The sequence below is a fragment of the Variovorax sp. P1_H2 genome, assembly GCF_056405295.1.
The window spans coordinates 1-11,488 of record NZ_JBFUCJ010000163.1 but is presented as its reverse complement, the minus strand read 5'-3'; the positions used below and the strand labels follow the sequence as shown (position 1 = coordinate 11,488).

At 68.3% G+C, this 11,488-nt stretch carries 13 protein-coding genes; 1 reads left to right on the top strand and 12 read right to left on the bottom strand.

The genetic code is table 11. The annotated features are described in order from the left end of the window. Positions 1 to 151 (bottom strand): ESPR domain-containing protein (locus tag AC1D2E_RS32675; protein WP_478201253.1); only part of this gene is annotated, 151 nt, incomplete at its 3' end. A 396-nt stretch (positions 152 to 547) separates the two neighbouring features. On the opposite strand from AC1D2E_RS32675, the gene AC1D2E_RS32670 reads away from it, so the two are divergent. Beyond that, a complete protein-coding gene (locus tag AC1D2E_RS32670) occupies positions 548 to 772 on the top strand; it encodes a hypothetical protein (RefSeq protein ID WP_478201251.1) in 225 nt (74 codons plus the stop codon). A gap of 256 nt (positions 773 to 1,028) precedes the next feature. On the opposite strand, the gene AC1D2E_RS32665 is transcribed toward AC1D2E_RS32670, so the two are convergent. The 11 genes from AC1D2E_RS32665 to AC1D2E_RS32615 form a co-directional block, all read right to left on the bottom strand. Next, positions 1,029 to 2,198 carry an acyl-CoA dehydrogenase family protein gene (locus tag AC1D2E_RS32665; protein ID WP_478201250.1) on the bottom strand — a complete coding sequence of 390 codons (1,170 nt, stop codon included), beginning with the start codon at positions 2,196 to 2,198 and terminating at the stop codon, positions 1,029 to 1,031. Beyond that, positions 2,195 to 3,445 (bottom strand): CaiB/BaiF CoA transferase family protein, encoded by a 1,251-nt coding sequence (locus tag AC1D2E_RS32660; protein WP_478201249.1) that lies wholly within the window; start codon positions 3,443 to 3,445, stop codon positions 2,195 to 2,197. Before AC1D2E_RS32660 ends, AC1D2E_RS32665 begins: the two co-directional genes overlap by 4 nt. After that, a complete protein-coding gene (locus tag AC1D2E_RS32655; protein WP_478201248.1) occupies positions 3,442 to 4,446 on the bottom strand; it encodes a Bug family tripartite tricarboxylate transporter substrate binding protein in 1,005 nt (334 codons plus the stop codon). The genes AC1D2E_RS32660 and AC1D2E_RS32655 overlap by 4 nt, the downstream gene beginning before the upstream one ends. Before the next feature lie 42 nt (positions 4,447 to 4,488). Beyond that, complete coding sequence (locus AC1D2E_RS32650; RefSeq protein WP_478201247.1) at positions 4,489 to 4,887, bottom strand: cupin domain-containing protein; 399 nt, start codon at positions 4,885 to 4,887, stop codon at positions 4,489 to 4,491. 92 nt (positions 4,888 to 4,979) lie between these two features. Further along, entirely contained in the window at positions 4,980 to 5,747 is a 768-nt protein-coding gene (locus AC1D2E_RS32645) for an IclR family transcriptional regulator (RefSeq protein ID WP_478201246.1), read from the bottom strand. A gap of 294 nt (positions 5,748 to 6,041) precedes the next feature. Next, positions 6,042 to 6,971, bottom strand: a complete 930-nt coding sequence (locus tag AC1D2E_RS32640) for a 2-hydroxyacid dehydrogenase (RefSeq protein WP_478201252.1) — start codon at positions 6,969 to 6,971, stop codon at positions 6,042 to 6,044. Between the two features lie 49 nt (positions 6,972 to 7,020). Beyond that, complete coding sequence (locus AC1D2E_RS32635) at positions 7,021 to 9,102, bottom strand: acetyl/propionyl/methylcrotonyl-CoA carboxylase subunit alpha (protein ID WP_478201245.1); 2,082 nt, start codon at positions 9,100 to 9,102, stop codon at positions 7,021 to 7,023. Next, positions 9,095 to 9,766 carry a DUF4126 domain-containing protein gene (locus AC1D2E_RS32630; RefSeq protein WP_478201244.1) on the bottom strand — a complete coding sequence of 224 codons (672 nt, stop codon included), beginning with the start codon at positions 9,764 to 9,766 and terminating at the stop codon, positions 9,095 to 9,097. The genes AC1D2E_RS32635 and AC1D2E_RS32630 overlap by 8 nt, the downstream gene beginning before the upstream one ends. Before the next feature lie 144 nt (positions 9,767 to 9,910). Further along, complete coding sequence (locus AC1D2E_RS32625) at positions 9,911 to 10,702, bottom strand: enoyl-CoA hydratase/isomerase family protein (protein WP_478201243.1); 792 nt, start codon at positions 10,700 to 10,702, stop codon at positions 9,911 to 9,913. Further along, positions 10,699 to 11,211 carry a DinB family protein gene (locus AC1D2E_RS32620; RefSeq protein ID WP_478201242.1) on the bottom strand — a complete coding sequence of 171 codons (513 nt, stop codon included), beginning with the start codon at positions 11,209 to 11,211 and terminating at the stop codon, positions 10,699 to 10,701. The genes AC1D2E_RS32625 and AC1D2E_RS32620 overlap by 4 nt, the downstream gene beginning before the upstream one ends. A 5-nt stretch (positions 11,212 to 11,216) precedes the next feature. Beyond that, positions 11,217 to 11,488: carboxyl transferase domain-containing protein (locus AC1D2E_RS32615; RefSeq protein WP_478201241.1), on the bottom strand; the 272-nt coding region annotated here is incomplete at its 5' end.

Sequence of the window (11,488 nt, the reverse complement as noted above, 5' to 3'; positions counted from 1 at the left end):
CCCGAACGCACGGCACCGTCAGCCCCCCTTGCGCCTGCGAGCGCAAGACTGCGCCCTTCGAGGCCTTCTTGCCCCTGGTTGCAACCACTTCACTGGMGGCGACCCACGCCCCAAGAGCTTCGTTCCACACACTGATATATGACTTGTTCACCGGAAAGATCCTCTAATTTCAATTCATGCCATTTCGTGCAGAACATCTGCTCGAAAACAGGTTTTCAATTGCCCTCGACTCCGATTGAATTAATCGGGCAAACACCAGGGCGATGACTTCCAATCAATGGTATGCACACCGGCTTGCGCCGCATATGAGAAACGTCTGAATGACGGCCGGAAACCGCCTGGGCGAAGACTGGGATCTATCTGAGAGAGGGGTTTTGGCCATCGGTCGATGGCTCGACCGTGAAAAATTCCCGAAAACTCAGGCAATCAAGGCAATCCCGTGCGGGGACTTGCCAGGACGCGATTCGGCTTTCATTGCAAAAGCCTCGTGCATATGGCGCTGCGGCGGGCGCCCCCCGATACCCAATGCGCGGCAAAGACGCAGCGCATGAATTCGTACCTGCGCCGCACCGATGGCCGCATCACGCGTCTCCGTGCGCTCATGCACCTCGGCGTCGATCAGGCCGGCCTGCCGGAGCCGTTCTCTAAATTCAGATCGATGCAAAAGCCCAGGGAATTAGTTCACCATATGCAAGCGGGCATTCGAATGCCGCTTCGGGCCGCTTGGTCGATCGGCGCGGAGGATGTTCAAAGGAATAGAAAAATACTATAAAAGCTCAATTGCCAGGAAAAATGAGAATCCTCTCAAAGAGCGCGCAGGACACCGCCGAAGAGGCGGTCTCAGCGCAACAACGCGAAGAAAGTCACAGACCGATCAGCCTGCGTCAATTGACAGATCGGCGCCGTCAAGTCGAGATAGAAGGCACGAGCATCCGAACTGGGCCGACTGCTGCCGACGGGCCTGTAGTCCGAAGTGGAAGGTGCAGGCGCCGACGGACCGCTGCATCCGGAGCGCCCAGCGCCGGCGCTCAATAAGACTTCGGCAGCCCCAGCGCCTTCTCCGCAATGAAGTTCAGGATCATCTGCGGGCTGACCGGCGCGATGCGCGGGATGTAGCTCTCGCGCAGCAGGCGTTCCACGTGGTATTCCTTCGCATAGCCCATGCCCCCGAGTGTCAGGATCGCGTTCTGGCAGGCGTCGTGCGCGGCCTCGGCCGCCAGGTACTTGGCGCTGTTGGCCTCGATGCCGCAGGGCTCGCCGGCGTCGTACAGCGCGGCCGCCTTGAAGACCATCAGGTCGGCCGCCTCGAGGTTGGCCCAGGCGCGCGCCAGCGGATGGGCCACGCCCTGGTTCTGCCCGATCGGGCGGCCGAACACCACGCGTTCCCTGGCGTATTGCGCCGCGATGCGCAGCGCCGCACGGCCGAGGCCGACGGCTTCGGCCGCGATCAGGATGCGCTCGGGGTTCAGGCCGTGCAGGATGTACTCGAAGCCCCTGCCCTCCTCGCCGATGCGGTCGGCCTCGGGCACTTCGAGCCCGTCGATGAACAGCATGTTGGAATCGACCGCGGCGCGGCCGAGCTTGTGGATCTCGCGCACCTCGACCCGGCTGCGGTCCAGCGCGGCGTAGAACAGCGTCAGGCCCTGGGTCGGCTTCTTCGCCTCTTCGAGCGGCGTGGTGCGCGCGAGGATCAGCATCCGGTCGGCCACCTGCGCGGTCGAGATCCAGATCTTGCGGCCATGCAGCAGGTAGCCGCCGCCGGGCTGGCGCAGCGCCTGGGTCTTGAGCCGCGTGGTGTCGAGCCCGGCGTCGGGTTCGGTGACCGCGAAGCAGGCCTTCTGCTGGCCCGCGATCAGCGGCGGCAGGAAGCGCTGGCGCTGATCCTCGCTGCCGAACACCACCACCGGATTGAGTCCGAAGATGTTCATGTGGATGGCCGACGCGCCCGACATCCCGGCGCCCGAGGCGCTGATGGCGCGCATCATCAGCGCGGCCTCGGTGATGCCGAGCCCGGCGCCGCCCTGGGCCTCGGGCATCGCGATGCCGAGCCAGCCGCTGGCCGCCACCGCGCGGTGGAATTCATGCGGGAAGGTCGCGCTGTCGTCATGCTCGCGCCAGTAATCCGGAGGAAAGTCTTCGCACAGCCGTTCGATGGCCGCGACCATTGCGCGCTGGTCGTCGTTCAGGGAGAAATTCATGTCGGGTCTTCGGAGGAATGAGGAGCCGGCTGCAGCGTCGCGCCGCTGGCCAGCAGGGCTTCGATTTCGTGCTCGCCATAGCCGGCTTCGCGCAGCAGCTCCACGCTGTGCTCGCCGATGCGCGGTGCCGGCCGGCGCAGCGCGGCCGGCGTCTCGCCATAGCGCCCGATCGGCGCCGGCGTGCGGATGCGGCCTTCGCTCGGATGGTCGATGTCGCGGAAGAAGCCGACCGCGCGCAGATGCGGATCGTCGAGCAGGCTTTGCGTCGTGTGCAGGCGCGCGACCGGAATGTCGGCTGCTTCGAGCGCGGCCAGCCATTGATCGGAGGTGCGCGTCGCCATCACCTCGGCCACGAAGGCGTAGACCTCGGCGATGTGGGCCGCGCGCGCCGTGTGGTTGCCGAACATCGGCGAATCGCGCAGCGCGGGCCGGCCGATGACGTCGAAGAAGGCCTGCCAGTGCTTGTCGTTGTAGATCAGCACGCTGAGATGGCCATCGGCCGTGGCGTAGGGCTTGCGGTGCGCGGCCAGCAGGCGCGCATAGCCGGTGGGCCCGATCGGCGGCTCGAAGCTGTGGCCGCCGAGGTGGTCGCCCATCACGAACTGCGCCAGCGCCTCGAACATCGGCACCTCGACGGATTGGCCCCGGCCGCTGCGCTGCGCGTGCAGCACGGCCGCGAGCAGGGCGATGGCGGCTTGCAGGCCCACCGCACGATCGGCCAGCGTGACCGGCGCGTAGCGCGGCGCACCGCCGCTCTGCTGCGCGAACAGCGAGGCGATGCCGGCCGCGCCCTGGATCAGGTCGTCGTAGGCCGGCTTGCCGGCATAGGGGCCGTCCTCGCCGTAGCCGAAGCAGCCGACGTAGACGATCTTCGGGTTGGCTGTGGCCACCGCCGCGTAGTCGAGCCCGAGCCGCGCCATGGCCTGCGGCCGCGTGTTGCAGATCAGCGCATCGCAGCCGGCTGCCAGCCGCAGGCAGGCCTCGCGGCCTTCGGGCCGTTTCAGGTCCAGCACCAGCGAGCGCTTGTTGCGGTTCAGGTGCAGCGCCATCGCGCCCATGCCGGCATGTCGCATCGGGCCGACCGCACGCAGGTTGTCGCCGGCCGGCGGCTCGAGCTTGATCACGTCGGCGCCGAGGTCGCCGAGGATCTGCGTCGCGTAGGGGCCCATCACCACCGCCGTGAGGTCGAGGATGCGGATGCCCTGCAAGGGACCGCCCGCCCCTGCGGCTGCCGTCGAGTCCTTCATTCGGCCTGGATGCCCGCGGCCTGGATCAGCTTCTTCCACTTGCCGAGTTCGGACACCGTGAAGCTGCCGAGTTCCTCGGGCGTGCTGCCGAAGGCGTCGAAGCCGAGCTTGGCGACCCGCTCGCGAAAGACCGCGCTGTCGGCCATGCCGGCCAGGGCCTGGTTGAGCTTCGTGACGATCTCCTTCGGCATGCCGGCCGGTCCATAGACACCGTTCCACGAGGTGATGTCGAAGCCCTTGAGCGCGGGCGTGTCGGCCAGCGGGGGCAGCTCGGGAAACAGCTTGGTGCGCTCCTGCGTGGTGACCGCGATGGCGCGCATGCGGCCGGCATTGACCGTCGCGAGGCCGGCCGCGAGGTCGACCACCATCATCGACACCTGGCCGCCGATCAGGTCGGCGATGGCCGGCGGCGTGCTCTTGTAGGGCACGTGCAGCATCGGGATGCCGCTCATGCGCGACAGCGTGGCGCCGCTCACGATGCCGGTGCTGTTGCCGCTGGCATAGCTGAGCTTGCCCGGATTCGCACGGCCCCAGGCCAGCAGCTCGTCGACGCTCTTCACCGGCAGGTCGTTGTTGACCACCAGCATGAAAGGCAGGTTGCCCATGCGGCTGACCGGCGTGAAGTCCTTGACCGGGTCATAGGGCAGCCGCTTGAACAGGCTCGGGTTGGCCGAGTGCGTGGTGTTGGTGGTCATGAACAGCGTGTAGCCGTCGGGCGCCGCCTTGGCCACCGCCTCGGCCGCGATCACGCCGTTGGCGCCGGCCTTGTTGTCGACGATCACCGAGCCCTTGAGCGCCTCGCCGAGCATCTGCGCCGTGATGCGCGCCACCGCGTCGGTGCCGCTGCCGGCGGCGAACGGCACCACCAGCCGGATCGGCTGCTTCGGGTAGGCGCCGTCCTGCGCCAGCGCCCAGGGCATGGCGCCGCCGAGGCCGAGGCCGGCCCCGAGGGCGATGAAACGGCGGCGGGTGCCGGCGGATTGCCTGTCGATCTTCTGCATGCGAGTCTCCTGTCTGTTGTGTTGACGTGGCGCGGCGAGGCGTCAGGGGCGGAGCACCCGCTCGGGCGATTCCTCGTACGGCGGGCTGTAGATCACCAGCACCCGCACCGGCTCGTCGCTGACCACTGTGAAGCTGTGCATCGCATCGGCCGGGAAGAAGCAGCAGTCGCCCGGCGCCAACTCCTGGCGCTGGCCGCCGACCTCGGCCACGGCACGGCCTTCGAGCAGGTAGCAGACCTGCTCGATGCCCGGGTGCGCATGCGGCAGCGCGCCCTGGCCCTTCTGGATGTGGCCGACCAGCATCTCGATCTGCCTGGCGCCGACGGTGTCGGGCCCGATCAGGCGCTTGTTGAGCGTGCCGGTGTGGTTGGCCGGGTGGTAGCCGGGGATCTCAGCTTCGCGGATGAAGTAGCGCGGCGCGCCGGCGGTGCTTCGGTTCATGGCATCGGCGCTGCCAGGCCGGGCATCGGCCGGCGTCTCGAAAGGCTCTTGTTCATGATGATCGTCTCCCTCTGGAGGACCGCGGCGGGCGGTCACCGTTTCTTGGGCGTGGCGGCGGCGGCGCGCTGCGGCTCCTCGATCGACCGGCAGGCGGCGCGCAGCATCGCGGCGATTTCCTCGATGCGCGGCTCGACGCGGTAGCGCGGTCCGGCGACCGAGATGGCGTAGGCCTGGCCGCCGATGTGCACCGGCCAGGCGATGCCCGCGAGGTCGGGAATGCTCTCGCCGAGATTGGCGTACCAGCCGCGCGCAGCCGAGCGCTCGAGTTCCTCGGCCAGCGCGGACGCGGTCGTCAGCGTCGAGTCGGTCAGGCGCACGAGTTGGGTGGCCTTGACGTAGTCCCGTCGCGCTTCGGGCGTCAGGGTGGACAGCAGCGCACGCCCCATGGAATTGGCATAGGCCGGCCGGGTCTCGCCGGCGCCGGTGGTGTAGCGAATGCTCTGCGGCGCATCGACGACTTCGAGGTACACCACCAGCCCGCCCTCGCGCAGCTTGCCGAAGACCACGGTTTCACGCGCGCTGTCGCGCAGTTCGAGCAATGCCGGCTTGACGCGATCGAGCACCGGATCGTGTGCCGCGATCACCTGCGCCATCGCCAGCAGCCGGCTGGTCGGGTAGTAGCCCTGGCGGCGACCGGTCTCGTAGAGATAGCCGCGCTCTTCGAGCGTGCGGATCAGGCCCAGGCAGGAGGACACGGGCATGTCCAGGAGCCGCGCCATTTCCGACAGCGCCAACGGCTGCTTCTCTTGCGCGAAGGCCTCGATGATCTCGAAGACGCGCAAGGCTGTTTTCACACTCATGAATTTATTTTCATGCATGTGAAGTTTTTAGAGGGGTGGGTTTTCCCCGAGCGATGGCGACGAAGGCATCGCGCCGGCCTCACGCGGAAGCTTCAGACGCGGGCAGGGAGAGATCCGGCGCAGGCCCTGCTGCGCGGGCCATTTCAGTTTTCCACCACGCTGTCGCGCGACCCACGACGCATGAAACCGGCGCAGCCAAATGCCAGGGATACCGCGGAACCGGCTTTGCCGGGCCGCCGGTATCGCCCCCCTTGAGGGGGGAGGCGCCGCAGGCGCTTCGGGGGGTGTTTCATCCTAATACCCCCGCCCGGTATCGACCACCCCCGCCACCGCCTCCCCCCGCTCCATCGCCCGGATCTTCCCGACGATTTGCTTGATCGATGTGTCTCGCTCGGTCCGCGCCGAGCCGTGCGGCGTCACCGTGATCTTCGGATGCGACCAGAACGGATGCCCGGCCGGCAGCGGTTCGACGTTGAAGACGTCGAGCGTGGCGCCCGCCAACCGGCCGCTGTCGAGCAGCGGGATCAGGTCGTCTTCGACCAGGTGGGCGCCGCGCGCCACGTTGATCAAATAGCCGCCGGCCTGGCCGTCGTTGAGCTTCGAGAGCGTGTCGCCGTTCAGGATGCCGCGCGTCTCGGCGGTCAGCGGCAGCAGGTTCACGAGCACGCGGCTGGCGCCGAGGAAGTCGTCGAACTGAGCCTCACCGGCGAAGCAGCGCAAGCCGTCGATCTGCTTGGGCGATCGGCTCCAGCCATTCACCGGAAACTCGAACTGCGCCACGGCCCTGGCCACGCGCTCGCCGAGCACGCCGAGCCCCATCACGCCGACCGGGAAGGCGCTGCGCTCGCGCGGCTTGCGATAGCTCCAGCGGCCGGCGCGAGCCTCGGCTTCGTAGGCATCGAACTCGCGGAAATGCCGGATCAGCGCATGGCAAACATACTCGGCCATCTGCACCGACATGCCGGCGTCGTCGAGCCGCACCACCTTCGTTTGCGGCGCCACCTTGAGCTTGAGCAGTGCATCGACACCGGCGCCGATGTTGAACAGCCCGCGCAGGCCCGGCTGCTCGTCGAGAAACTGCTGCGGTGGCGCCCAGACCACGGCATGGTCGGCCGGCGCGGCGCCGGGCGACCAGTTCTCCACCTCGGCTTCGGGCAAGGCGGCACGGAGGCCCTCGATCCAGGGATCGGGGCGGTTGTCGGTCAGGCAGACGGTGATTCGGATTCGGGAAGTCATCCCCCGAGCTTAATTGCGAGCTCGCCTGGGCATCGGCCTACGCCGCGATGCGCAGCAGCTCAGCCCCCTCCGCGACCTGGTCCCCCGGCACGTACAGCAGCTCCTCGACCGTGCCGTCGGCCGGCGCCGCGATGGTGTGCTCCATCTTCATCGCCTCCATCACGGCCAATGGCTGGCCGCGGCTGACCTTGTCGCCGGCCCTGACCGAGAAGGACACCACCTTGCCGGGCATCGGTGCCGTGAGTCGGCCACCTTCGGCATGCGTTTCGCCAGCATGCGCGAGCCGGTCGATGGCGACGATCCGGGTCGCGCCCTCGGCGCCGAACACATAGGCCGTGGCGTCGTCCTCGTAGACGTTGAGCGTGTGGCGCTGGCCGTTGAACTGCAGTTCGAGCTCGCCCGAGGGGAAGCTGCCGATCGTCAGTGGCCCCGAGACCTCGCCGACCTGGAGCGTGAGCGCGCCATCGTGCAGGTAGCGCAGCGTGGCGCTCTTCGGCTCGCCGCGGAACTCGAACTCGAAGGGCCGCGTCGCCACGCCATGCGACTGCCAGCCGTCGCGGCGGCTGAACGGATCGGCACTGGCGCCCGCCGCCTCGGCCAGCAAGGTGCACGCGATCGATGCCGCGGCCGCCAGTGGCAAGCCGAGCGACTCCTGGTCGAACAGCACCGAGCGCTCGCGCTCGATCAGCGCGGTGTCGAGCCTGGCATTGGCGAACGAATCGGTGCGCAGGATGCCGCGCAGGAACTGCACATTGGTCGCCACGCCCACGATGTGGGTCTGCGCCAGCGCCAGGTCGAGCCGCGCCAGCGCTTCCTCGCGCGTCGCGCCATGCACGATCAGCTTGGCGATCATCGAGTCGTAGAAGGGCGAGATCACGCCGCCCTCGCGCACGCCGTCGTCGATGCGCACGCGGCTGCGCTGGAAGGCCGTGGCCTGCGGCTTGCGATAGACGCGCAGGGTGCCCGTGGCCGGCAGGAAATTGTTGTCGGGGTTCTCGGCGCAGATGCGCGCCTCGATCGCGTGGCCGTGGATCTGCAGCTGCTCCTGCTTCAGCGGCAGCGCTTCGCCGGCCGCCACGCGCAGCTGCCATTCGACCAGGTCCAGGCCGGTGATCGCCTCGGTCACCGGATGCTCGACCTGCAGCCGCGTGTTCATCTCCATGAAAAAGAATGTCATGTTGGCCCCCACGCTCGGCACTGACGTGTCCTCGCTGCCCCCCGAGGGGGCGCTCGCTTGCTTGGGGCGGCCCGGCGCGGCGCTCGGCTCCGCATCGCCGCGCTGCTCGACGATGAACTCGACCGTGCCGGCGCCGACGTAGTTCACCGCCCGCGCCGCCGCAACAGCCGCCTCGCCCATCTGCTTGCGCATCGCTTCCGTCATGCCGGGCGCGGGCGCTTCCTCGAGCACCTTCTGGTGGCGCCGCTGCACCGAGCAGTCGCGCTCGAACAGGTAGACGTAGTTGCCCTTTGTGTCGCCGAAAACCTGGATCTCGATGTGACGCGGCCGCTGCACGTACTTCTCGATCAGCACCGCGTCATCGCCGAAGCTGTTGATCGCCTCGCGCTGGCACGAGGCCAGGGCAGAGGCGAAGTCGCCCGCCTTCTCGACCACCCGCATGCCCTTGCCGCCGCCGCCGGCGCTGGCCTTGATCAGCACCGGGTAGCCGATGCGGTCGGCCTCGCGCTGCAGCAGCGCCGGGTTCTGGTCGCTGCCGTGGTAGCCGGGCACCAGCGGCACGCCGGCCTTCTCCATCAGCTGCTTCGATTCGGCCTTCAGGCCCATGGCCTTGATCGCCGACGGCGGCGGGCCGATGAAGACCAGGCCGGCATCGGCGCAGGCCTGCGCGAACTCCTCGTTCTCGCTCAGGAAGCCGTAGCCCGGATGCACCGCCTCGGCGCCCGTGGCCTTGGCGGCCTCGAGGATCTTCTGCCAGCGCAGGTAGCTGTCCTTGGGCGCGCTGCCGCCGAGGTAGACCGACTCGTCGCAGGCGCGCACGTGGTTGGCATGGGCGTCGGCGTCGGAGTACACGGCCACGGTGCGCACGGCCATGCGGCGCGCGGTCGCGGCCACCCGGCAGGCGATCTCTCCGCGGTTGGCGATCAGGATCTTCTTAAACATTCGATGAGTCTCCAGGAGGATTTTTCTTGAGCTGGAAGGCGGGCACCACGCCCGGGTCGGGCCGGCCGCTGAAGATCCGCGCCACACGGCCGAGCAAGGATTTGAGGAAGCGCCAGCTCTTTCGGATCAGCCAGACGCTGACGACCAGCACGACGATGAACAGCAGGCCGAAGACCAGCGGGTGGGCGACCGCCAGCCACAGGCCGGCCGGCACCACGGTGTCCTCGACCAGCGAGGCGCCGACGTTGGTGAAGGGTTCCGGCGAGGTGTTGATCGCGGCCCGCGTGGTGGCCTTGGCCGCATGCGCAGTGGCCGCGAAACCGCCGCCGAGCAAGGCCGCYACCAACGCCATCGCCGCGTGATCGGCACCGAACACGCCAGCCGCCAGCGCGGCGCCGGCGGGAATGCGGATCGCGGTGTGCACCATGTCCCAGATCGAATCGAGGCCCGGGATCTTGTCGGCGAAGAACTCGACGAAGACCATGAAGCCGCTGGCCGCCAGCACCACGGGATGCGCCAGCAGCTGGAGCCCGCTCGGCAGCGGGATCCAGTCGAGGTAGCCGGCCAGTCCGACCAGCAGCACCACCAGGTACAGCCGCACGCCGCTGGCCCAGCCGAGCGCGGCGGCCAAGGCGAGCAGTTGCGGCATGTCGAGGCTATCCACCGCTGTTCTCCAGCGCGCACTGCTGCCATTGCCGTCCCACTCGAGGCCAGGAATCCCGCGGAACCGGCTTTGCCGGGCCGCTGGGATTGCCCCCGGAGAGGGGGTGTCCGAGCCACACGAAGTGGGCGAGGCTGGGGGTGAACATCATTGCAACCACGCGGGCTTGCGCTTCTGCAGGAAAGACTGGACGCCCTCGCGCCCTTCCTCGCTGGCGCGGATGTCGGCAATGCCCTGCACCGTCTTAGCGATCAGCGCGTCGTCGATCTCCTGGCCCGCCACGTCGGCGATCAAGGTCTTGCAGGCCCGCACCGCGGCCGGGCTGGCGCCGGTCAGTGCCTTGACGATCTCGGCCACCTTGGCATCGAGCGCGTCGCCCGCCACCACCTCGTGCACGAAGCCGATGCGGTGCGCCTCGGCCGCCGCGAAGCGCTCGGCCGTGAGGAACCAGCGCTGCGCCGCCCGGGTGCCCATCGCGCGCAGCACGTAGGGGCTGATGGTCGCCGGGACCAGGCCGATCCGGACCTCGCTGAGGCAGTACCAGGCGGTATCGGCGCTCACCGCGATGTCGCAGGTCGCGACCAGTCCCATGCCGCCGGCATAGACATCGCCCTGCACGCGCGCGATGGTGGGCTTGGGGCAGTCGGCGATGGTGCGCAGCATGGCGGCCAGCTTGCCCGCGTCGGCGACGTTCTCGTCGCGCGAGTAGTCGGCCATGCGCTTCATCCAGTTGAGGTTGGCGCCGGCGCAAAAGGCCGGGCCGTTGGCGCCGAGGACGACGGCCTTGACCTGCGGCGCGGCGCCTGCTTCGACGAAGGCCTGGGTCAGCTCGGCGATCACGATGTCGTCGAAGGCATTGCGGGCGTCCGGCTGGTCGAGCCAGATGCGCGCGACAGCACCTTCGATCGACAGGTCCAGCGTGGTGAAAGACGTGCTCATGGCGATTTCGCTTCCTGTTGCAGCAGATAGACCCAATCGAGTTCGGGCCCGGGTTGGGCCATCGCGGTCAATGCGGCGGTGATCTGGCCGCGATGGTGGGTCGCATGGTTGAACACATGGCCGAGCGCCGGCGCGAACGGGATGCGCACCGCTTCGCCGTTGTTGCGCGTGTAGGCCAGCTCGCCATCGAAGCGCTCGGGCGGCAGCACGGCAAGCCACGGGCTCCAACGCGTCACGGCCTGGCCGAGCGCATCGCAGACATCGGCCCGATCGGCATGCAGCTCGGTATCGAGCGCCAGGCGCAGCGACTGGCCTTCGGCGAAGCGCGCGAACCAGATGTTGTCGGTCAGCAGCAGATGGTTGACCGTGCGGTGCACCGAGCGAAAGTAGAGGCCGCAGTCGCGATGCCACTCGTCATCGGACAGCCCCTGCAGGTTCGACGCGACCAGCCGCTGCGTCGCCCACACGTGGTAGCGCGCGAGGCTGGCGAAGTAGTTCGGCAGCGACATCGCGCTCACATGCGGAAGATGCCGAACTTCGGCTCGGGGATCGGTGCATTGCGCGCCGCCGCCAGGCCCAGCGCCAGCACGCGCCGGGTGTCGGCCGGGTCGATGATGCCGTCGTCCCACAAGCGCGCGGTGGCGTAGTAGGGATGGCCCTGTACCTCGTACTGCTGGCGGATCGGCGACTTGAAGGCTTCTTCTTCTTCCGCGCTCCACTGCCCGCCCTTGGCCTCGATGCCATCGCGCTTGACCGTGGCCAGCACGCTCGCGGCCTGCTCGCCAC

Coding starts and splice junctions, on each gene's coding strand:
- AC1D2E_RS32670 (WP_478201251.1), top strand. CDS start 548: ATGAATTCGTACCTGCGCCGCACCGATGGCCGCATCACGCGTCTCCGT.
- AC1D2E_RS32665 (WP_478201250.1), bottom strand. CDS start 2,198: ATGAATTTCTCCCTGAACGACGACCAGCGCGCAATGGTCGCGGCCATC.
- AC1D2E_RS32660 (WP_478201249.1), bottom strand. CDS start 3,445: ATGAAGGACTCGACGGCAGCCGCAGGGGCGGGCGGTCCCTTGCAGGGC.
- AC1D2E_RS32655 (WP_478201248.1), bottom strand. CDS start 4,446: ATGCAGAAGATCGACAGGCAATCCGCCGGCACCCGCCGCCGTTTCATC.
- AC1D2E_RS32650 (WP_478201247.1), bottom strand. CDS start 4,887: ATGAACCGAAGCACCGCCGGCGCGCCGCGCTACTTCATCCGCGAAGCT.
- AC1D2E_RS32645 (WP_478201246.1), bottom strand. CDS start 5,747: ATGAGTGTGAAAACAGCCTTGCGCGTCTTCGAGATCATCGAGGCCTTC.
- AC1D2E_RS32635 (WP_478201245.1), bottom strand. CDS start 9,102: ATGTTTAAGAAGATCCTGATCGCCAACCGCGGAGAGATCGCCTGCCGG.
- AC1D2E_RS32625 (WP_478201243.1), bottom strand. CDS start 10,702: ATGAGCACGTCTTTCACCACGCTGGACCTGTCGATCGAAGGTGCTGTC.
- AC1D2E_RS32620 (WP_478201242.1), bottom strand. CDS start 11,211: ATGTCGCTGCCGAACTACTTCGCCAGCCTCGCGCGCTACCACGTGTGG.